Annotated in this window: 18 protein-coding genes and 1 tRNA gene; 12 read left to right on the forward strand and 7 right to left on the reverse strand. The window is 70.2% G+C overall.

Annotation, left to right across the window (positions count from 1 at the left end; all coding sequences use genetic code 11):
* Positions 1 to 72 precede the first annotated feature (72 nt).
* The 7 genes from ACIOJD_RS28390 to ACIOJD_RS28420 all read left to right on the forward strand — a co-directional run bounded on the left by ACIOJD_RS28390 (position 73) and on the right by ACIOJD_RS28420 (position 6950).
* Positions 73 to 264 carry a hypothetical protein gene (locus ACIOJD_RS28390; protein WP_401918684.1) on the forward strand — a complete coding sequence of 64 codons (192 nt, stop codon included), beginning with the start codon at positions 73 to 75 and terminating at the stop codon, positions 262 to 264.
* Positions 254 to 505: a hypothetical protein gene (locus tag ACIOJD_RS28395; RefSeq protein ID WP_401918686.1), complete on the forward strand. Its 252-nt coding sequence runs from the start codon at positions 254 to 256 to the stop codon at positions 503 to 505. Before ACIOJD_RS28390 ends, ACIOJD_RS28395 begins: the two co-directional genes overlap by 11 nt.
* A gap of 159 nt (positions 506 to 664) precedes the next feature.
* On the forward strand, positions 665 to 982 hold the full coding sequence (locus tag ACIOJD_RS28400) for a chaplin family protein (protein WP_401918688.1): 318 nt from the start codon (positions 665 to 667) through the stop codon (positions 980 to 982).
* Positions 983 to 1025: 43 nt separating this feature from the next.
* Positions 1026 to 2276: a hypothetical protein gene (locus ACIOJD_RS28405; RefSeq protein ID WP_401918874.1), complete on the forward strand. Its 1251-nt coding sequence runs from the start codon at positions 1026 to 1028 to the stop codon at positions 2274 to 2276.
* Between the two features lie 63 nt (positions 2277 to 2339).
* A complete protein-coding gene (locus ACIOJD_RS28410) occupies positions 2340 to 3332 on the forward strand; it encodes a hypothetical protein (RefSeq protein ID WP_401918690.1) in 993 nt (330 codons plus the stop codon).
* A gap of 529 nt (positions 3333 to 3861) precedes the next feature.
* A complete protein-coding gene (locus tag ACIOJD_RS28415; protein ID WP_401918692.1) occupies positions 3862 to 5250 on the forward strand; it encodes an NAD(P)/FAD-dependent oxidoreductase in 1389 nt (462 codons plus the stop codon).
* Positions 5251 to 5624: 374 nt separating this feature from the next.
* Positions 5625 to 6950, forward strand: a complete 1326-nt coding sequence (locus tag ACIOJD_RS28420) for a class I SAM-dependent methyltransferase (RefSeq protein ID WP_401918694.1) — start codon at positions 5625 to 5627, stop codon at positions 6948 to 6950.
* 106 nt (positions 6951 to 7056) lie between these two features.
* On the opposite strand, the gene ACIOJD_RS28425 is transcribed toward ACIOJD_RS28420, so the two are convergent.
* Both ACIOJD_RS28425 and ACIOJD_RS28430 read right to left on the reverse strand, forming a co-directional pair.
* Positions 7057 to 9600: an ABC transporter permease gene (locus tag ACIOJD_RS28425; RefSeq protein ID WP_401918696.1), complete on the reverse strand. Its 2544-nt coding sequence runs from the start codon at positions 9598 to 9600 to the stop codon at positions 7057 to 7059.
* A 319-nt stretch (positions 9601 to 9919) separates the two neighbouring features.
* Entirely contained in the window at positions 9920 to 10690 is a 771-nt protein-coding gene (locus tag ACIOJD_RS28430) for an ABC transporter ATP-binding protein (protein ID WP_401888191.1), read from the reverse strand.
* Positions 10691 to 11135: 445 nt separating this feature from the next.
* Here ACIOJD_RS28430 and ACIOJD_RS28435 point away from each other — a divergent pair.
* Both ACIOJD_RS28435 and ACIOJD_RS28440 read left to right on the forward strand, forming a co-directional pair.
* A tRNA-Leu gene (locus ACIOJD_RS28435) sits at positions 11136 to 11218 on the forward strand.
* A gap of 276 nt (positions 11219 to 11494) precedes the next feature.
* Positions 11495 to 12373, forward strand: a complete 879-nt coding sequence (locus ACIOJD_RS28440) for a Bax inhibitor-1/YccA family protein (RefSeq protein ID WP_401918698.1) — start codon at positions 11495 to 11497, stop codon at positions 12371 to 12373.
* Between the two features lie 199 nt (positions 12374 to 12572).
* Here ACIOJD_RS28440 and ACIOJD_RS28445 read toward each other — a convergent pair whose 3' ends face one another.
* A complete protein-coding gene (locus ACIOJD_RS28445; protein ID WP_401918700.1) occupies positions 12573 to 12803 on the reverse strand; it encodes a DUF4287 domain-containing protein in 231 nt (76 codons plus the stop codon).
* 102 nt (positions 12804 to 12905) lie between these two features.
* Here ACIOJD_RS28445 and ACIOJD_RS28450 point away from each other — a divergent pair, with 102 nt between their 5' ends.
* Complete coding sequence (locus ACIOJD_RS28450; RefSeq protein ID WP_401888198.1) at positions 12906 to 13226, forward strand: hypothetical protein; 321 nt, start codon at positions 12906 to 12908, stop codon at positions 13224 to 13226.
* A gap of 76 nt (positions 13227 to 13302) precedes the next feature.
* Here ACIOJD_RS28450 and ACIOJD_RS28455 read toward each other — a convergent pair whose 3' ends face one another.
* The 3 genes from ACIOJD_RS28455 to ACIOJD_RS28465 all read right to left on the reverse strand — a co-directional run bounded on the left by ACIOJD_RS28455 (position 13303) and on the right by ACIOJD_RS28465 (position 17052).
* On the reverse strand, positions 13303 to 14226 hold the full coding sequence (locus ACIOJD_RS28455) for a hypothetical protein (protein ID WP_401918875.1): 924 nt from the start codon (positions 14224 to 14226) through the stop codon (positions 13303 to 13305).
* 389 nt (positions 14227 to 14615) lie between these two features.
* Positions 14616 to 15836: an acetyl-CoA C-acetyltransferase gene (locus ACIOJD_RS28460; RefSeq protein WP_401918702.1), complete on the reverse strand. Its 1221-nt coding sequence runs from the start codon at positions 15834 to 15836 to the stop codon at positions 14616 to 14618.
* A 136-nt stretch (positions 15837 to 15972) separates the two neighbouring features.
* Positions 15973 to 17052, reverse strand: coding sequence for an SGNH/GDSL hydrolase family protein (locus ACIOJD_RS28465; RefSeq protein ID WP_401918877.1), 1080 nt, complete (start codon positions 17050 to 17052; stop codon positions 15973 to 15975).
* Between the two features lie 226 nt (positions 17053 to 17278).
* On the opposite strand from ACIOJD_RS28465, the gene ACIOJD_RS28470 reads away from it, so the two are divergent.
* A complete protein-coding gene (locus tag ACIOJD_RS28470; protein WP_401918704.1) occupies positions 17279 to 18673 on the forward strand; it encodes a cystathionine beta-synthase in 1395 nt (464 codons plus the stop codon).
* Positions 18674 to 19028: 355 nt separating this feature from the next.
* On the opposite strand, the gene ACIOJD_RS28475 is transcribed toward ACIOJD_RS28470, so the two are convergent.
* The gene (locus ACIOJD_RS28475; RefSeq protein WP_401918706.1) at positions 19029 to 19445 is read right to left on the reverse strand and encodes a hypothetical protein; all 417 of its coding nucleotides are present in this window, start codon (positions 19443 to 19445) and stop codon (positions 19029 to 19031) included.
* A gap of 235 nt (positions 19446 to 19680) precedes the next feature.
* On the opposite strand from ACIOJD_RS28475, the gene ACIOJD_RS28480 reads away from it, so the two are divergent.
* Positions 19681 to 20931: a 4-hydroxybenzoate 3-monooxygenase gene (locus ACIOJD_RS28480; protein WP_401918707.1), complete on the forward strand. Its 1251-nt coding sequence runs from the start codon at positions 19681 to 19683 to the stop codon at positions 20929 to 20931.
* Positions 20932 to 20933: the final 2 nt, after the last annotated feature.

Raw genomic sequence — 20933 nt, forward strand, 5'->3', positions numbered from 1 at the left:
AAGCACTTCCCACGGTAGCGCCGGCCATCGCACTCTGAACACGGTTCGTAACTAATCGTAAAAGGAGGGCTCATGGACCCCCTATCCCACCCGGCTCCCCGACCGGCCGCCGGTGCCGACGACTTGACCGTGCCGCTCACCGTGGGCGGATTCTGGCGGCTCGCACCCGACTGGGTGCCGCGTGACGGATACGCGTGGCCAACGCCCGCTCTGCTGAGGGACGTCGAGGCCGGTCTGAGGCGGCGGTTGTCCGATGGCGAGTAGCGAGGCGCGCCGGTTTCTGTCCCGGCTTTCCGACGTGTTCGGGGTGGACGGCGTACTCATCGTGTGGAAGGACCCCGGCGGTGACGGGGCTGACCTCGCTCCCGGTGACGCTCTCAAGTGGCCCGCCTGCCAGTGCGGCAGCCCCAAGTGCCCCGGCTTCGAGCCCTCCGCCTCGTCCGGCGACGATCTCAGCGCGCGTCTCGCGGAGCGCAACAAGCGCAGCAGCAGAGGCGGTGTGTGACACGCCCGGGTGGGGGCGAGCACGGGTGAACGAGCACGAGGGGTTGCGTACCTGGACGGGCGGTTCGTCGTTGATCGGCTCAGTAGCCCGGCTTCGTCACCGGGCGTCATCCGTGCGGGTGCCGGCCGGGGCCGGGAGCCGTCACAAGGACGGAGTGCCGTGAGCGTGAACATGGATGAGCGGAACCCGGCGGCCGAGGGCGCCCGGAATGTGGGTAAGCGGGCGGCGGCCGTCGGTGCGGTGCTGGGGGCCGCGTTGGTCCCCGCCGGGGCCGCGCACGCCAATGTCGTCGGGATCGGGAACGCGGTGTTCGGCAACACCTGCGTCAACCAGGGAGGCGCGCAGGCGGCCGCCGGGACCGTCGCGGGGAGCGGGGCGGCGAGCGGCAATATCGCGAGCCTGCCGTTGAGCCTGCCCCGCAACGATTGCGGGAACAGCGGCATCGTCTGCCACGTGCTGATCAGGGCCAGCGTCTGATCCGGGTCGACCGAGGCGGGCGAGGCTGCGGAGGTTGCTGCGCGTGATGGGTGTGTCGGTGGAGGACGCCGCGGTACGGGAGTTGGCTGCCCTGAGCGGGCGCGGGGTGCCGTTGCTGTGGGAGTGGGTGGCCGAACACCCGCGGCTCGGGGTGGCGCGGGCGCTGCTGGTGCTGGCGACCAGCGACGCCTTGAGCGACCAGGAACTGCGGCAAGAGCTGTCCGCCGCGTACGAGGACGCGCACGCCGCCGACGCACGGTCCGTCAGTCTGGTCTACGGCGTGTTCCTCTACACCCACCGGCAGTACTGGCTGACGGCCGATCACCTGGTCACGCACTTCGCGCGGTGGCCCGGGGACGAGGTGGCGGGGCTGCTGCTGGACGCCTTCCACGCCTGCGGGGACGCCGCCTACCGCGCGCGGGGTGACGCGCTCACCGAGCGGCAGTACACGCTGGTGGGCCCGGACAGCTGGACATGGGCGAGCCGGATGGCCTGGACACGGGTCGAACAGGGCCGCGTGGAGGAGGCGTACGAACTGGCCGGGCGCGCGCTGGCGCTGTACCCGCGCTCGGGGGTGGCCGCGCACGCCCGCGCGCACGCCGAGCAGGAGCTGGGAGCCGGCCCAGCCTCCACGGCCTTCCTGGACCGGTGGCTGGCGGCCGACCCCCAGGCGGTGCAGTTCAAGCACCTGAACTGGCATGCCGCCTTGCAGTCGCTGGCCTGCGGCGACTTCGCCGACGCGCGCCGGCGGGCGGACGACGTGCTGGACCGCGAGGACGTGGGCATGCGGTCGGCGACGAACTGGCGTCTGCTGCTGGCCGGGCAGACCCCGGCCCGCCGCTCCGACCCGGCTCACGTACGGGAGTTGCTGGCGCACCCGCGCGGGATGGCGGAGGTCTTCCACACCTTCAACCTGGCACTGGCCCTGGCCGTCGAGGCCGCCACCGACGATCTGTACGCCCTGGCCCGGCGGGCGGCCCACGACGAGCGGCCCGACTACCACCAGGTACTCGCTCCCGTCGTCCGGGCGCTCGCGGAGATCACCGCGGGCCGGCCCCAGCGGGCGGTGGACCTGCTGACCGGGCTGGGCGGAACGGTGGAACGCATCGGCGGGGTACGGGTGGAGCGCGAGATCGTCCAGGACACCCTCGCCCGCGCCCTGATCGACACCGGCGAGCACACCCGCGCGGCCGACCTGCTGGACCACCGCATCGCCACCCGCCGCCATCACATCTACGAAGACCTCCTCCTCGCTCCCCGGACGGCTCCCGTCACTTCATCCGCTCCGCGCTGAGTACGCCCGCCTGTTCGAGGAGCCCGTCCCCTTACTCCTTATCTCTCTCCGGGAGACGCATCCATGGCTGTATCGCCGCAAGTGATCGTGGTCTCGCTGCGCGGCAGCGGTACGCCACTGCTCGCCGACGCCACCACCGCGCTCGGCTACACCCCGTACGGCACGATGAGCGCCGCCCGGCCTCCCGGTGACGGCGGCGGTGAACAGCCGGGCCCCGGGGAGGTCTATCCGCTGCTGGCCGCCGCGTACGGGCCGGAGCGGGCCGCTCTTCTGCTGCGCAGACAGGGCGGCGAGTGGGAACAGCTGGAGGCGGCCTTCCAGGAAGCGGTCAGCGCTCTGTGGCGGGTGTGGTGGACGCGCCTGGGGCAGCCGGTCGCCCTCGCCTCACCGGTCGACCCCGGACTCGAAGCGCGGCTGGCGCGCGTACCGGACGGCGAGCTGCCGGGACTGCTGCCGGGCCGTGGCTGCTGGTACGTCAACAGCCTCGACCTCCAGCGGGCCGACGGAGGTTTCCTGCGCGCCTGGCAGGCCACGGGCAACCCGCCGGTCGTCTTTCACCACCGCGATGTACGGGACAGGATCGTCGACCGGATCCTTACGCTCTCGCGGCCCGACGGCGTCGGAACCCTGCCGGAGGAGCTGATCTACCGGGACATCCTCAGGGCCCTGCCGACCATGGACGACAGAATCACGCTGGCGCTGACCGACCCCGGCTTTCCCGGGATGCACGAGGCCCGGAGCTGCCGGTGGCTGGCACACCACCCGGCGGTGTGCGTGATCACGCACGAGGAACTCGCCGGCCCGGCCCACGGAGGCAGCGCCGAAGCCCGCGAGCGTGCCCTGGCCCGGCTGCGGTCCGCCACCGGACACCCCGACCCCGGTACCCCGGCCATGGCTCTGCCGGAACAGGCCACGCGCGCCCGTGAGGATGACGACGAGCTAGCGGTGGGCGCGTGGCGCGCGTACTTCACCCCCGGACACGAACGCCTGCTCAGCCGGCACCACGGCGACCTCCTGACGCAGGCCAAGGCGCGGGCGCAGGCCCGGAACTTCTGATTCCGTACGGGGACCTGACGGCCTGTCGCCCAGCGCCCAGCCCGGCGCGGAGCGCGCGACAGGAGTGCCGTGGCGGTGCCACGGGGGCGGCTGAGCGGGTGGCTGACCTGCTCATCCGATGGCCCCGCTCATCCACTGAGCGCCCTCCGGGGGCCGTTTCACCTCGACCCGGAACGCCTTCGCGAAGAACTTCGTGAAGTTCTTCACAAGGAAATCGACCCGCCAGGGCTCACTGGCGGTTCCTGGGGACCATCCGGCCCTATCGCGGGGGCGCCGGGCTCTGATTCCGTACGGTTCCCGGCGGCATCGCGCCGGTACGAACCGGGCGGCGGGTGCACCCCGTACCGGAGGGTGGAGGTCCAGCTCACGAGGGGTGGACAAACGGCCGGCAAGGGTCGGTCGGTCCTGCCGGAACCCCTGTGTGGCCGGTGTTTCGGCCAAGCGGGCCGCGCAGTGTAGCACAAGGGGCCCCACTCCTTGTGAAGGGGCTCACGAGCACCCCCTCCGAGGGGGGTGGATACTCGATGGCATGAGCACCACGGAGCGTCCCAGGATCCTCGTTGTAGGCGGTGGGTACGTAGGCCTGTACGCAGCTCGTCGCATTCTGAAGAAGATGCGCTACGGGGAGGCGACCGTCACGGTTGTCGACCCTCGCTCGTACATGACGTACCAACCCTTCCTCCCCGAAGCTGCCGCCGGCAGCATCTCGCCTCGGCATGTCGTCGTCCCGCTGCGACGCGTGCTGCCCAAGGCTGAAGTGCTCACCGGCCGGGTCACGACCATTGACCAGGACCGCAAGGTCGCCACGGTCGCGCCGCTCGTCGGCGAGGCCTACGAGCTGCCGTTCGACTACCTGGTCGTCGCGCTCGGCGCCGTCTCCCGTACCTTCCCGATCCCCGGTCTGGCCGAGCAGGGCATCGGCATGAAGGGCATCGAGGAGGCCATCGGCCTGCGCAACCATGTCCTCGAACAGCTCGACAAGGCCGACTCGACAACCGACGAGGAGGTCCGCCGCAAGGCGCTGACCTTCGTCTTCGTGGGCGGCGGCTTCGCCGGTGCGGAGACCGTGGGTGAGGTCGAGGACCTGGCGCGCGACGCCGCCAAGTACTACACGAACGTGAAGCGCGAGGACATGCGCTTCCTCCTCGTGGACGTCGCCGACAAGATCCTTCCCGAGGTCGGCCCGAAGCTGGGCACCTGGGGCAAGGAGCACCTCGAGGGCCGCGGCGTCGAGGTCTACCTCAAGACCGGCATGGACTCCTGCGTGGACGGCCATGTGGTGCTCAACAACGGCCTCGAGATCGACTCCAACACCATCGTGTGGACGGCCGGGGTCAAGCCGAACCCGGCGCTGGGCCGTTACGGTCTGCCGCTCGGCCCCCGTGGCCACGTGGACACCAGCGAGCAACTCCAGGTGCAGGGCACGGACTACATCTGGGCCGCGGGCGACAACGCCCAGGTTCCGGACATGGCCTCCCGTCGCGCCGGTGTCGAGAACGCCTGGTGCCCGCCGAACGCCCAGCACGCGCTGCGCCAGGCGAAGGTCCTCGGCGACAATGTGGTCTCCGGTATGCGGGGCTTCCCGCAGAAGGAGTACAGCCACGCCAACAAGGGTGCGGTCGCCGGTCTCGGCCTGCACAAGGGCGTCGCGATGATCGTCATGGGCAAGATGAAGATCAAGCTCCGTGGCCGGCTGGCCTGGTACATGCACCGTGGCTACCACGGCATGGCCATGCCGACCTGGAACCGCAAGATCCGCGTCTTCGCCGACTGGACGCTCGCGATGTTCCTCAAGCGCGAGGTCGTCTCGCTCGGTGCCATGGAGACGCCGCGCGAGGAGTTCTACGAGGCCGCGAAGCCGGCTCCGGCCGCCGCCGCTGCCGCGGCGTCCCCCGCCGAGAAGGCCAAGGCCTCCTGACCGGGTAGCACAACGCACAACCTCGAAAAGGGCCGTCCGCCATCCGTGGTGCGGGCGGCCCTTCGGCGTGCCCGGGTGCGTCCGGCGGTGTCACCTGAGCCGGACCCCGAGGTGGCGCCCGATAGCTCTCTCGGCTCAGCGCCCCGCCGCCCGCTGTCCGGGCCTCCCCGCCCGCCAGGACCGGTGTCCGGGCTCCGTGTTGGGTACCACTCTCCAGAAGCCCCCGGAAGAAAGGGCACGACCCACCGGGAAGTACATGGTGGATGCAGGTATTTTGCCTTCTCGTTGCCTGCGGGCGGGACTGCATCCGTACTCGACCGGTGTTTACGTGGTGTTGAGCATGTTCGGTTTCCACCCTTACGGAGGTGTACGCCATGGCCAGCGCCGCGCTGCGGCTGACCACACTTGCCGAGGAACTGCTGGGGGCCCCGCTCCCGGTCCGTATCCGTGCCTGGGACGGGAGCGAATCGGGTCCCCCGGACACCCCGACCTTGATCATCCGTAACCGTCGGGCCCTGCGCAGACTTCTGTGGAAGCCCGGCGAGTTGGGGCTCGCACGGGCCTGGGTGGCCGGTGAGCTGGATGTGGAAGGCGATCTCTACGACCTTCTCGGACATCTCGCCGGACTCATCTGGGAGCGCGGAGCCGACGCCAAGGACACGGTCCATCCCGTACGCGACCCCCGGATGCGGGCCGCGGCCCGCGGGCTCGTCCAGGTCGCCGGACCCTGGCCGCCGCCCGTACCGCCCGCCGAGGAGATCCGGCGCCGGCACGGCGCGCTGCACACCAAGCGCCGCGACAAGGAGGCGATCAGCCATCACTACGACGTGGGCAACGACTTCTACGCACTCATGCTCGGCCCGTCCATGGTCTATTCGTGCGCCTACTGGGACAACGCCTCCGCCGGCCCCGGCGCCGCGAGCAGACCCGGGTTCAGTCTCGAGGACGCGCAGCGCGACAAGCTCGATCTGATCTGCCGCAAGCTCGCGCTCAAGGAGGACGACCGGCTCCTCGACGTCGGCTGCGGCTGGGGCTCGATGGCCATCCACGCCGCGCGAGAGTACGGCGCCCGGGTCACCGGGGTGACGCTCTCCCGCGAGCAGGCCGCCTTCGCGCGCAAGCGCATCGCGGAGGAGGGGCTGACCGACCGTATCGAGATCCGTGTCCAGGACTACCGGGACGTCAGGGACGGACCGTACGACGCGATCTCCTCCATCGGGATGGCCGAACACGTCGGCTCGGTGCAGTACGGCCAGTACGCCGACGACCTGCACGCCCTCCTCAAGCCGGGCGGGCGGCTGCTGAACCACCAGATCGCGCGGCGCCCGGAGAAGGACGAGGGCAGCTACCGGATCGACGAGTTCATCGACGCGTACGTCTTCCCGGACGGGGAACTGGCGCCGCTCGGCCGGACCGTCGGCACGCTGGAGGAATCCGGCTTCGAGGTCCGCGACGTCGAGTCGATCCGGGAGCACTACGCGCTGACGCTGCGCCGCTGGGTGGCGAACCTGGAAGCGCACTGGGACGAGGCGGTACGGGCCACATCGCCGGGCCGCGCCCGGGTCTGGCGGCTCTACATGGCGGCGTCCGCTCTCTCCTTCGAACGGAACAAGATCGGCGTCAACCAGATCCTCGCGGTGAAGACCCCGGCGAGCGGTGCGTCGGGGATGCCGGCGCGCGCCCGCGTATGGAGTGGATGAGCGATCCCCGGCACGGCCGTCGACCTCGCCCGCGCCATGAGTGAGGGCCGGACCCCGTCAGTCTGCCCGGGGTCCGGCCCTCACGCGTCACTTCACCGCCGCGCGGTTACTCGGTCTTGATCGCCGTCAGCATGTTCAGCCGCGCTGCGCTGCGCGCCGGCCACAGGGCGGCCAGCACACCCACCAGCGCGGCCAGCCCCAGGAAGATGCCGATCCGGTCCCACGGGATGACCAGGGCGAAGCCGGGGATCCCGGACTTGATGGTCTCGCCGATCGCCCAGGCCAGGAACGTTCCGAGCCCCACACCGATGACCGCGCCGAAGAGCGAGATCACCACGGCCTCCAGGCGGATCATCCGCTTGACCTTGCGGCGGTCCAGGCCGATCGCGCGCAGCATGCCGATCTCCTGCTGACGCTCGAAGACGGACATGGCCAGGGTGTTGACGACACCGAGGATCGCGATGATCAGGGCCATCGCCAGCAGGCCGTACATGATGTTCAGCGCGGTGTTGATGAAGCCGCCGAAGGTGTTCCTGATGTCCTCCTGGTCCATGACCGTGATGGCCGGGTTCTTGCCCAGCGCGTCCACCAGGGCCTGCTCGTGCGCGGTGCTCGCACCGCCGTCCGTCTTCACCCACACCTCACGGACGACCGGCTTGGCGTCGTGCGCGTCGGCCAGGTCCGTGGACATCAGGACCGGCGAGAGGAAATCGTTCCCCTTGAAGGTGGCGCCGAGCGTCAGCTTGCCCGGCTTTCCGTCGGTGTAGGTGACGGGGAGAGAGTCGCCGACCTTCCAGCCGTTGGCCTTCGCGGCCTTGTCGTCGACCGCTATCCCGCCCTTGCCGAGCGTGTCCATCGAACCGTCGAGCACGTCGACGTTGATGACCTTCTCGATGTCTCCGGGGGTGACGGCGGAAGCGGCGTGGAAGCGGCCGTCCACCTCCAGCGAACTGGCCTGCTGCGGGGAGATCGCGCCCACACCCGGCGCCTTCTCCAGGGCATTCACCGCCGACTTGTCCAGCGTGCCGCCGCCCGCCATGGACACCATGTAGTCGGCCTTGATGTTGTCCGTGGTCATCTTGTCCACGGCCTGGCCGACCGTGACACCGATCACCGTGAGCCCGGTGACCAGCGTGAGCCCGATGGCCAGCGCGGAGGCGGTGGCCCCGGTACGGCGCGGGTTGCGGACCGCGTTCAGACCGGCCAGCTTGCCGGACACCCCGAAGACGCCCACCAGCAACGGCCGTACCAGCGCGATGACCGGACGCGACAGCAGCGGGATCAGCACGATGACACCGATCATCGCGAAGAACGCACCGACGCCGATGGTCAGCCGGCCGTCGGAGCCGGTGTTCGCGCCCGAGACGATCGCGCCTGCGCCTGCCAGCGTGATGAGGGCGCCGATGGAATTGCGGACGACGAGGGACTTGGTGGTGGCCACACCGTGCACACTGCTCATCGCGGCCACCGGCGGGATCTTCGCGGCCCGGCGGGCGGGCAGCCAGGCGGCGAGCAGGGTGATCAGCACCCCGACACCGAAGGCCGCGCCGACCGCGGTCGGCGAGACCACCAGCGCGCCCGCGGGCACCTTCGCACCGAACGAGCCCATCAGGGACCGCAGCCCGATCGCCAGCCCGATACCGAGCACGAAGCCGACCGCGGAGGCGATCACACCGACGACGGCGGCCTCGGCCAGCACCGTGCGCTTGACCTGACGGCGGGACGCGCCGACGGCACGCAGCAGCGCCAGCTCCTTGGTGCGCTGGGCGACCAGCATGGTGAAGGTGTTGGAGATCAGGAAGATCCCGACGAACAGTGCGATGGCCGCGAAGGCGAGCAGCATCTGGTTGAGCGCGCTGAGACTGTCCTCGATCATCTTCGCCTGATCGGCGGCGAGTTCCTTGCCCGTCTGCGCGTGGGTGTTCGCCGGCAGCAGGGTCTTCATCTCGCTGAGGATCTTGTCCTGGGAGGCGCCCGGCGCGGCGGTGACGGTGGCGTCGGTGAAGTAACCGGGCTCCAGGAACAGCTTCTGGGCGGTGGCCGTGTCGAAGAGCACCAGGCTGCCGCCCGCGTTGACCTCGCCGTCCTCGGTGGTGAACACACCCGCGAGGGTGAACTCCTGCACCGGTCCGTTGGTGGCGACGCGGACCGTGTCGCCGACCTTGTACTCGCCCTTGGCCGCCGAGACCTTGTCGAGCGCGATCTGGTTGTCGCGCGTGGGTCCCGAGCCGTCGGTGAACGTGTAGGAGGAGTCCCGGCCGTTCTCGCCGGGCGAGAAGTTGCCCCCCTTGTTGGACCAGCCGTCGCCGATCAGCTTGCCGTCGGGATCGGCGACCCCGGCGAATCCGCTGACCCGGGCGGTGACGCCGTCGACACCGTCGACGGCCTTCATCTTGTCGAGGGTCCGCTCGCTGATGCCGGGGCCGAGCTTGCGTTCGGCCGGGTTGTCGGATTCACGGGCGTCGGAGGAGGTGACGCCGACGGCGACGTCCTTGTAGCTCTTCGACGATTGATTCTGGAAGGCGTTGCCGAGGGTGTCGGTGAAGACCAGGGTGCCGGAGACGAAGGCCACGCCGAGCATCACGGCGAGCACAGTCATCAGCAGCCTGGCCTTGTGCGCGAGCACAGTGCGCAGGGCGGTACGGAACATGATGGAAGTCCTGGTGAGGGTGGGCCGGGCGGTGATCGGGCCCAGGCCGGAAGGGCGGAGCAGGGCAGGCGAGGCTGCTGGCTGAGGGGGCGTCAGCGCGTACGGCGGCCCGAGGGGCTCGTCCGGGTCCGCGCCGGCGCGGACGGACCACTCAGCCCGTGCGGGTCGTTTCGGCGTGTACGGGGCTCTGTCATCCCGTACGTCATCCGTGGGTCCTCCCGTACGGATGGTTCCGTGCGGTTGATCCAGTGCGGCTGATCCCGTGCGTACCGATCGCTCGGACCGCGCGTGTTTCGGACCGCTTCGGACTGAGCGTGCGTCAGCTGGTGCGGCCCTTGGCGTCGAAGGCCTTCATCCGGTCCAGCACGCCGTCGGCGGTCGGGCTCAGCATCTCGTCGACGATCCGGCCGTCGGCGAGGAAGATCACGCGGTCCGCGTAGGAGGCCGCCGAGGGGTCGTGCGTCACCATGACGACGGTCTGGCCCAGCTCTCGTACGGAGTTGCGAAGGAAGCCCAGCACCTCGGCACCGGAGCGCGAGTCCAGGTTTCCGGTCGGCTCGTCACCGAAGATGATCTCGGGCTGGGAGGCCAGCGCGCGGGCGACGGCGACCCGCTGCTGCTGACCGCCGGAGAGCTGGGTGGGCCGGTGGCCGAGCCGGTCGGCCAGCCCGATCATGTTGATGACCTGGTCCAGCCACTGCTTGTCGGGCTTCCGGCCCGCTATGTCCATGGGGAGCGTGATGTTCTCCAGGGCTGTCAGCGTCGGCAGCAGGTTGAAGGCCTGGAAGATGAAGCCGATCTTGTCCCGGCGCAACTTGGTGAGCTGCTTGTCCTTGAGCGTAGACAGCTCGGTCTCCCCGATCCGTACGGAGCCGCTGCTGAAGCTGTCCAGGCCGGCCACGCAGTGCATCAGTGTCGACTTGCCGGAGCCCGAGGGGCCCATGATCGCGGTGAACTCCCCCTGGCGGAAGTCCACACTGACATGATCGAGGGCGACCACCTGGGTCTCGCCCACTCCGTAGACCTTCGAGAGATCGGAGGCGCGGGCGGCCACGGTGGTGACGCGTTCGGCGAACGGGGTGGTGGTCACGGGGAAACACTCCTGTCGGATGCGCTGTGGGAACCACTCCATCCTCGTGTCCGTTGGACCCGGGGGTCGTCCCTCCTCGTACCCGTTCGGAGGACCCTCTTGGGTCGCACCGCGGCGTGGCCCTCTCCTCCTCCGGGATGAGACCGACCCCGAGACGTCTCCGACCTGAGTCTGCGTCGGCTCGGACCTGAGCCGGCGTCCGCACCCGCGGAGCGCGGCGATGCCCTCGCGATGGTGCCAAATGAGTGACCGGACGGCGACTTTTCGTCATTCCTGCGCGCCTCAGTACGAGATGCCCAACCGCGCCCGGCATGTGCCGATGGCCAGCTACGTGTGCTGACGCACCCTCAGACGTCAATAAAATAAGACAACATCGGGTTGTTGCTCGGCTGTTCGAGTGGTGTGTCCCGATAGGCTCAGATGCCAACGCGGCGTCGCGTGCCTTGCCCGGATGGTGGAATGCAGACACGGCGAGCTTAAACCTCGCTGCCCCTCGGGGGCGTGCCGGTTCAAGTCCGGCTCCGGGCACATCAGCGGCCAGCGTCGGTGGTGGATCGCGCGTGCGGGGGCGCGCGGGGTGTCCGTACGGAGTCCGGGTCAGGCCGGTGCTCCTGAGTTCCTTTCGACTCCTTCCGGTGACCTTCCCTCGGACAGGCCCGGCATTCATGCTCCCTTGTCTATGTGACGAGCGGCACGCGAGGACGTCACGATCCTGGAAAGATCCTCCCCGAGCACTAGGGCATACGCTTTGCTACCCCATTACTCTTGTCGCAAGGCCGCGCAGGGTGGCCATGGAGGAGTGAGATGAGGAGCAGTAACCCGGTCTTCTCGCGACGGGGCTTCAGCCGCGACAACGGCCACGCGGGCTTCAACGCGGCGCCGCAGGCCGGGGGCCCCGCTGTAGGAACGAACCCGTACGCGACCAACCCGTACGCCACCAACCCCTATGCGCCCCAGCAGGGCGCCCAGCCCGGCGGCCCGCAGGCGCCCGCGCGGACCGACGTCATGACGATCGACGACGTCGTGACCCGTACCGGCATGACGCTCGGCACGGTCGTGCTCACCGCGGTCCTCTCGTGGGTGCTGCTGCCGGTCGACGAGGCGAATCTCGGCAAGTCGTACGGCATCGCGATCGGTGCCGCGCTGGTCGCGATGGTTCTCTCGCTGATCCAGTCCTTCAAGCGCAAGCCGACCCCGGCGCTGATCCTGGCGTACGCCGCCTTCGAGGGTGTCTTCCTCGGAGTGATCAGCAGCGCGGTGAGCACCTACATCGCGCAGGGCGTGGTGATCCAGGCCGTGATGGGCACGATGGCGGTCTTCGCCGGCGTGCTGTTCGCGTACAAGATGCGCTGGATCCGTGTGACGCGGCGCTTCTACGGCTTCGTGATGGCCGCCGCCATGGGCTTCGTGCTCCTGATGGTCGCCAACCTGCTGTTCAGTGTCTTCGGCGGCGGTGACGGCCTCGGCTTCCGCAGCGGTGGTCTGGGCATCGTCTTCGGCATCGTCGGGATCGTCCTCGGCGCGTGCTTCCTGGCGCTCGACTTCAAGCAGGTCGAGGACGGCGTCGCGTACGGCGCCCCGCGCGAGGAGTCGTGGCTCGCGGCGTTCGGTCTCACCCTGACGCTGGTCTGGATCTACCTGGAGATGCTGCGGCTTCTCTCGATCCTGCAAGGCAACGACTGACGCGCGTGACTGACGCGCGTGACTGACGCGCAGGGCTGACGCCGTCGAACGGCGCAGTGAGAAGGGGTCCGCGGGCTGATGCCCGCGGACCCCTTCTGTTGTGTTCGGTCGGGGGTTCTGGTGTGGGTCTCCGTCGCGGACCGGAACCGGTGTTCGCCGCGAACCGGTCTCCGCCGGGGGTCGGTCGGATGCGGTCCGGTCAGAGCAGGCGGCGGGCCGCCCGCCTCAGGTCGTACTCGTGGATGATCGCTTTCGCGTGCCCGTACGCCAGGTCGTGCTCGCTCCGCAGCCAGCTGACCTTCTCCTCGAAGCGGAAGAGGGACGGTCCTTCCTCGACGGTACGGAGCCAGTCGGAGATCTCACGGCCGGTGCACTGGGGGATACGGGAGAGCAGATTGCGATGGGTCTCTTCGGAGAAGACAAGGGACATCGGCGCCTCCGGACGCTGTGCGCGTACTTGGTCCTTCAGCCCACCGTGCCCCAGCGCGGGCGTGTTGGCAACAGTCCCGCGTGGCCGCGTAGGGTCGGCGGGGTGCTCGACACAACGCCGTTGACGGCCGCCGTGGACCGATTCGCCGACCGGCTGCGGGCCGCCCCGCAGAGCCGCCTCCAACGTGGAGCCGCGGCGCGGGCGCTCGCTCTGGCCAGGGAGCTTTCCGTACGGGCCCAGCGGCTCGACGCCCCCGGTGAGGAGCCGCGGATCATGCCGGACGCGGGGGTGTTCGTGGTCGCGGACCAGCTCACGGTCGCGGCCGGGGACCTGGCCGAGGCATTGAAGGCGGCCCCGTCCGCCGCGGAGCTGGACGAGGCCGTGAGTTCGGTCGAGCGGGTGGCCGCAGAAGCGGCGCTGTGAGGCGGCGCCGCGGCCATGGCGGCGATTACAGCGACGTGCCGATTACGGCGACGTGCTGACGACGGCGCCGAGCCGGTCACATCGACGAGATGACGCGGTCCGCGAGGATGTAGACGTGCTCCGCGCCCTCGTCGGGTCCGTCGGCGTCGCCGCACGAGAAGGTCAGGGCGTACGCGCCGGAGACGCCGGATCCGCCCAGCAGGAACGGGGCCTCGCCCTCGCGCAGCGCGTCGGCGAGCCGTTCGGCGGTCTCACGGTGACCCGGCGTCATGCAGAGCGTCGTACCGTCGGCGAAGACATAGACGTCGAGCGTGCCCAGCGGCCCCGGCCGCACGTCGGCCAGTGCCGTGCGGGTCTCGGCGAGCTCTTCCAGCCGCGCCACGGTCCGCTCGTGGTCGGTGACCACCGGCGTCCGCACCGGTACGAAGTCCGGGTGCGAGGGGTGCCGGCGGCGGGCGGCGGCCAGTTCGGGGGAGTCCTCGGCGAACTCGCCGGTCTCGCTCCCGGCGTGTGGTCCGCCGGCCTCGGTGACCCCGGTGAGGCCCGGGTGGCCGGCGAAGTCGTCGAGCGCATCGGTGGCGTCGAGGTCCAGTGACTCCAGGGATTCCAGCGACTCCAGTGGCTCCAGCGACTCCATGCCGATGAAGTCCGCCTGGCGGGGCACGAAGAACGGTCCTTCCTCGGTGCCGAGTCCGGCCAGCCCGCCCAGCATCGACGGGGCGTCGGCGGCGTCCCGCGCCTCCTGGGCGGCCCAGAAGGCCCGCGCCTCGGCCAGCTCGCGCTCGCGTTCCTCGGCGAGCGCCTCGGCGACGGCGGTACGTATGTCGTCGGTGTGGTCGGCGCTTCTGGCCTGAGGGACGGCGGCGGTGAGCCCGCCCGGGGTCGCCGCCAGTTCGCCGCGCAGGGCGCTGACCTGCTGACGCAGCCCGTGAGCGGCGTGCAGAGCAGCGACGCCCACGGCCGTGGCGGCGGCCGTGGTCAGCAGCAGGGCAAGAGACATGGCGCTCACTGACTACTCCCGTTCCAATCGATACCCCCGACTTCCTACCTCAGCTTGTCCTGGGCGGGATCCCGCCGTCAGTGCATTACGTCATGAAATGGACAGGTCTTTGGGCCTTAGATATTCCGCCCGCACGGCTCTGACCTGGGCAAATAAAACTCCCCCGGAGATAGGTCACATCCTGGGGGAGATTCAGTCACGACTGGGGATCGGCGGGCTTGACCTGCGCTTTTCCGTACGGCCCGGCTACCCTCCGTCACCGGGGGTCCGGTTCGCCCCGGTTCGGCACGGTCGGGTCCGGACGGGGCCGACGGGCTCCGTCCGGACCCGATCCGGATCTTCGGATGGCTCAGTCCGGACCGTTGTGCGTCACGGCCTCTTGCGCGGGGTCAGCTCAGTCGCTCGATGACCATGGCCATGCCCTGGCCCCCGCCCACGCACATGGTCTCCAGGCCGAACTGCTTGTCGTGGAACTGGAGGCTGTTGATCAGCGTGCCGGTGATCCGGGCGCCGGTCATGCCGAAGGGGTGGCCGACGGCGATGGCGCCGCCGTTGACGTTCAGCTTCTCCAGCGGAACGCCCAGGTCCCGGTAGGAGGGGATGACCTGGGCGGCGAACGCCTCGTTGATCTCCACCAGGTCGATGTCGCCGATGGTCAGCCCGGCGCGGGAGAGCGCCTGCCGGGACGCCTCGACCGGGCCGTAACCCATGATCTCCGGCGAGAGGCCGGTGACGCCGGTGGAGACGATCCGGGCCAGCGGGGTCAGGCCCAGCTCGCGCGCCTTGGTGTCGGACATGATCACGAGCGCGGCGGCGCCGTCGTTGAGCGGGCAGCAGTTGCCCGCCGTGATCATGCCGTCCGGGCGGAAGGCGGGCTTGAGGCCCTGGACGCCCTCCAGGGTGACGCCGGCGCGCGGGCCGTCGTCCTTGGCGACGACCGTGCCGTCCGGGGTCGTCACGGGCGTGATCTCGCGCTCCCAGAAGCCGTTCTTGAGGGCCTCCTCGGCGAGGTTCTGCGACCGTACGCCGAACTCGTCCATGTCCTGGCGGGTGACGCCCTTGAGGCGGGCCAGGTTCTCGGCGGTCTGGCCCATCGCGATGTACGCGTCCGGGACCAGGCCGTCCTCGCGGGGGTCGTGCCAGCTCGCGCCCTCGCTCTGCGCCACGGCGGCGGTCCGGGCCTCCGCGTCCTCGAAGAGCGGGTTGTGGGTGCCGGGCATGCCGTCCGAGGTGCCGTTGACCTGGCGCGACACCATCTCCACGCCGGCCGAGATGAACACGTCGCCCTCGCCGGCCCGGATGGCGTGCAGCGCCATCCGGGAGGTCTGGAGGGACGAGGAGCAGTAGCGGGTGATGGTGCAGCCGGGGAGGTGGTCCATCCCCATCTGTACGGCGACGATGCGGCCGAGGTTGTGGCCCTGCTCCCCGCCGGGCAGGCCGCAGCCGAGCATCAGGTCGTCGATGTCGCGGGGGTCGAGCCCGGGGACCTTCGCGAGCGCGGCCTCGATGATCGTGGCGGTCAGGTCGTCTGGCCGCAGTTCCTTGAGCGAGCCCTTGAAGGCCCGGCCGATGGGGGAGCGGGCGGCAGAGACGATCACGGCTTCGGGCATCACGGCTCCATGAAGGCGAGGGGCGGGCGAGGGGGGAAAGGGTGAGGGGGACAGGACTGAAGGCGAAGTTACCTGTACGTAGTGCTCGGGTCACCGGGCCGGACGTGTGATGCGGGCCTCTTTTCTAAGCGCTTGCTCAGTTGGTGCCTGTCGCCTGCTGGCTGCCGGTCTCCGTCCCCGTGCCCGTCCCCGGCCCGGTCGCCTCCTCGGCTCCGGCCCCCGCCTCGGCCCCGGCCTCCGTCGCGGCCTGCGCCGGGGTCGCTTCCGTGGGCGTCGGGAGGCGGTGGCGGCGGCGGTGCTTGAGGAGGGCCCAGGGGGCGCGGACGCCGGTGACCTCCGTACCGGCCCGGGACGCCGCCGCCGAGGCCGCCTTCGCCACCGGAAGCACGTCCTCGTCGCGGGACACGTCCAGGTGGTCCGTCTCCGGCCACAGGTTGAGCACGGCGCACAGCGTGGGCAGGACCGCCATCGCCGCGGTCGCGTACCCCTCCGCCGAGGGGTGGTAGTTGTCCGGGCCGAACAGCTCCCGGGGGTTCGCCGCGAACTCCGGGCCCAGCAGGTCGCCCAACGAGACCGTACGGGCGCCCTGTTCGACCGCCACGATGGTCTGCGCCGCCGCCAGCTGCCGGCTCACCCGGCGGGCCAGGAAGCGCAGCGGCTGGTACACCGGCTCGATCGTGCCGAGATCCGGGCACGTGCCGACGACCACCTCCGCTCCGGCCGTCCGCAGCCGCCGTACCGCCGCCGCGAGATAGCGCACCGACCGCGTCGCCGCCATCCGGTGCGTGACGTCGTTCGCGCCGATCATGATCACGCAGACGTCGGGCAGCCGGGTCGGGTCCGACAGCAGCAGCGTCACCTGGCGGTCCAGGTCGTCCGACTTGGCGCCGGGCAGCGCCACGTTCCACAGGTCCACGGGCCGTTCGGCGACCGCCGCGAGCCCCGAGGCGAGCAGCGCCCCCGGGGTCTGCCCCGCCCGCCGTACGCCCTGCCCCGCGGCCGTGGAATCGCCGAGCATGCCCATGCGCAGCGGTGTCGTATGCCCGAAGGCCAGTCCGTACCAACCGTCACCACTCGGCGGTACGGGCGCGACCCCGCCGCCCACCGACCGCTTCGCCAGCTGGACCTCCGCCAGCAGCACCCCGACGCCCGCCGCTCCCAGCAGGCCGATGCTCCCGCCGCCATAGGCCGCGCCCGCGGCGATCCGTCGCGCCACCCTCGCCCTCGACACAGTCCCAGCCACCTCCTCCTGGCCATACGCACGCGACTGCCGCGCGCACGGGCCGTACGCATGAGCGGTACGCACCCGCGAAAGCCGTACAGATCGTAAAAGCCGTCCGTGCGAGTACGTACACCAGCTAACTGCCCCGTAAGGGGAGGCGCCCAATCTCACCGCGTACGCATACGCTGGCCGGACCATCACGGAGACCCCGGAGACAACGGTGCAATTCCACGACTCGATGATCAGCCTGGTCGGCAATACCCCGCTGCTGAAGCTGACCAGCGTGACCGCAGGCATTCAGGCGACAGTCCTGGCCAAGGTCGAATACTTCAACCCCGGCGGTTCGGTGAAGGACCGGATCGCCCTGCGCATGATCGAGGCGGCCGAGCAGAGCGGGGAGCTCGAGCCCGGCGGCACGATCGTCGAACCGACGAGCGGCAACACCGGCGTCGGCCTCGCCATCGTGGCCCAGCGAAAGGGCTACAAGTGCGTGTTCGTCTGCCCGGACAAGGTCTCCACGGACAAGATCAATGTGCTGCGGGCGTACGGCGCCGAGGTCGTCGTCTGCCCGACGGCGGTCGACCCCGATCACCCCGACTCGTACTACAACGTCTCCGACCGGCTGGTACGTGAGACGCCGGGCGCCTGGAAGCCGGACCAGTACAGCAACCCGAACAACCCGCGTTCGCACTACGAGACGACCGGTCCCGAGCTGTGGGAACAGACGGACGGGAAGATCACCCACTTCGTGGCGGGTGTCGGCACGGGCGGCACCATCTCCGGCACCGGCCGCTATCTCAAGGAGGTCAGCGACGGGAACGTGCGGGTCGTGGGCGCCGACCCCGAGGGGTCGGTCTACTCCGGTGGCTCCGGGCGGCCCTACCTGGTCGAGGGCGTGGGCGAGGACTTCTGGCCGACGGCGTACGACCGTACGGTGACGGACGAGATCGTGGCCGTGTCCGACAAGGACTCCTTCCAGATGACCCGGCGCCTCGCCAAGGAGGAGGGCCTGCTGGTCGGCGGCTCCTGCGGGATGGCCGTGATGGCCGCGCTGAAGGTCGCCGAGGGGCTCGGTCCGGACGATGTCGTGGTCGTCCTGCTGCCGGACAGCGGCCGCGGCTACCTCAGCAAGATCTTCAACGACGAGTGGATGAACGACTACGGCTTCCTGGAGCAGGGCGGGGACGCGGCGAGCGTCGGTGATGTCCTGCGGCACAAGGAGGGCGCCATCCCGACTCTCGTCCATATGCACCCGGAGGAGACGGTCGGCGACGCCATCGAGGTCCTGCGGGAGTACGGCGTCTCCCAGATGCCGATCGTGAAGCCGGGCGCGGGGCACCCGGACGTGATGGCCGCGGAGGTCATCGGCTCGGTGGTGGAGCGGGAGCTGCTGGACGCGCTCTTCACCCAGCGCGCCTCGCTCGGCGACCCGCTGGAGAAGCACATGTCGTCCCCGCTGCCGCAGGTCGGCTCGGGCGAACCGGTGGCGGACCTGATGGCGGCGCTGAGCGGCAACAACGGCGCCGACGCCGCGATTGTGCTGGTGGAGGGCAAGCCGACGGGCGTCGTGAGCAGGCAGGATCTGCTCTCGTACCTCTCGCTGGGCCTGAAATGAGCCTTGCCGGGCGGGAGGAGAGCGGCCGCATTTCGCGGTCGGAGGCGGGCCACGGCGCGGATTCGCGAAACTGGTACGAGCGCGACACGTCCACGCAGCACCCGCTTAACACGCGTCCGGCACATTAGTGGTTGTCGGCGTCAAGGAACTCCGGAGCGGCTCCCGGACTCCACAGACGCCCGGACACGTGCCCCGGCCCTGACCCGGAGCGTGTCCCTCGCGGGGACCGTCGTCGTCCCGCCCCCCGGTAACGGGGGTGCGGCGGTCCCCGCGACTATCTTTTCCGGCCACGGAGGGGTTCATGCCTCTCGGGCCGCCCACGTCCCACGTCTCACGTCCCTTGTCCCGGGTGCGCTCAGCCTTCCCAGTCGGACGACTGCCGCCGCTTGCGAGGCAGCCTGCCCCGGCTCCGGGACGCGTGGATCGCGTTGATCGCGACGATGCCGAGCCAGCAGACGATCAGCCCCTCAAGTCCCGCCTGCCCGACGGCGATCGCGGTCAGCGGCACGGCGGCGACCAGCGAGATGATGCCGAACCCGAACCGCTCGCCGAACCCCTCCGGCGCCTCGGGCGTACGCGCGCCGCGGGCCACGGCCATCCGCTGCTCCGCGAGCTTCCGCCGGGTCTCACGGTCGGATGTGCCGTCCATACGCTGCTCGACCTTCTCCAGGAACGACTCGATGAGCGCGGGCTCGTAGTCCGCGCCCAGCTCGTTGCGTGCCTGAAGGGTGGCGTGGAGTTCCTTCTTGAGCTCAGGGTCGCGGGCTTCCATGGGCCAACGGTACGAAGCGGGGGTGGCGCGGGGGAGTGGGGATAACCCCCGTCTTTCCCTGAGGACCGCCGCAGGGAGGCCTCCGGGCCTTGGAAGGACAGCGGTGTCCGGTTCTCGACGCTCGCTGTCGTATCATCACCGGCCGGAGCAGCATGGCTCATTGAGTGAAGTCGACCAATTGTCGTGCGAAGTCGACCGGAATTACGCCAAGTTGAGTGAAGGGGCGGGGCCTGCCATGGAGTCCAGCCGTACCCAGGTCGCCGTCATAGGCGCCGGACCCGCCGGGCTCGCCCTGGCCAATCTGCTGCGGCGGCAGGGCATCGGCTGTGTGGTGCTGGAGACCCAGAGCCGCACCGTCATAGAACGCACCCCGCGCGCGGGGTTCCTGGAGGAGTGGGCGGCCCGCGCGCTGGACCGGCACGGTCTCGCGGGCCGGCCGCTCGCGGCCGCGCCGCGGCACAGCGCCGTCGAGTTCCGCTTCGACGGGGCCCGGCATCTCTTCCCGTACACGGAACTGACCGGCCATCACCACATCGCCTATCCGCAGCAGATACTGGTCACCGATCTGGTCACGCGGTACGTCGACGCGGGCGGGGACGCCCGTTTCGAGGTCCGGGACGTCGAGTTGCACGACACCGGAACCGACCACCCCTCGGTCACCTGGACCGACCCCGTCGACGGCACCGCGCGGCGGCTCGACTGCGACTTCGTCGCCGGGTGCGACGGAGCCCGCGGGGTGAGCCGGCAGCGGCTGACGACGGCGGGCGCGCGGGTCGCGCGGCACGACTACGGCGTGGGATGGCTGACGCTGCTCGCCGAGACGCCGCCGTCGCAGGACCGGGTCATCCTCGGTATCCACCCGCGCGGCTTCGCCGCCCATATGCCGCGCGGTGTCGACGTGACCCGGTTCTACCTCCAGTGCCGCAAGGGCGACACCGCGTCCGACTGGAGCGACGAGCGAGCCTGGGCGGAACTGCACGCCCGGCTGGACGTGCCGGACGGCGTGCTCAGGGAGGGACGGCTGATCGAGAAGCGCGTCCTGGACATGCACAACTACATGGTCGAGCCGATGGCGTTGGGCAGGCTGCACCTGGCCGGTGACGCGGCGCACATGATCGCGCCGATCGGCGCCAAGGGCATGAACCTCGCGCTGCACGACGCCCTGCACCTCGCCCGCGCCTACGGCGCGCACTACCGCGACGGCGACGACGGGCCGCTCGCCGCCTATTCGGACACCTGCCTGGCGCAGGCCTGGGAGTACCAGGAGTTCTCCCAGTGGCTGGCCGAGGTCTACCACGGGCAGACGACGGGCGAGGCCGACGAGCCCGCCGGCCCCGGAGCAGCGCCCGGCCCCGGCGGAACAGGCGTGGTGACGGACCGGTTCCGTGCACGGAACGCCACCTCCCGGCTGCGCCGCCTGTTCAGCTCCAGGACCGCGGCCACGGCCTTCGCCGAGCTGTACACGGGCCGGTACACCAACGCCTGAGC

The organism is Streptomyces sp. NPDC088116 (genome assembly GCF_044741745.1).
In the GTDB taxonomy this organism is placed as follows: Bacteria; Actinomycetota; Actinomycetes; order Streptomycetales; family Streptomycetaceae; genus Streptomyces.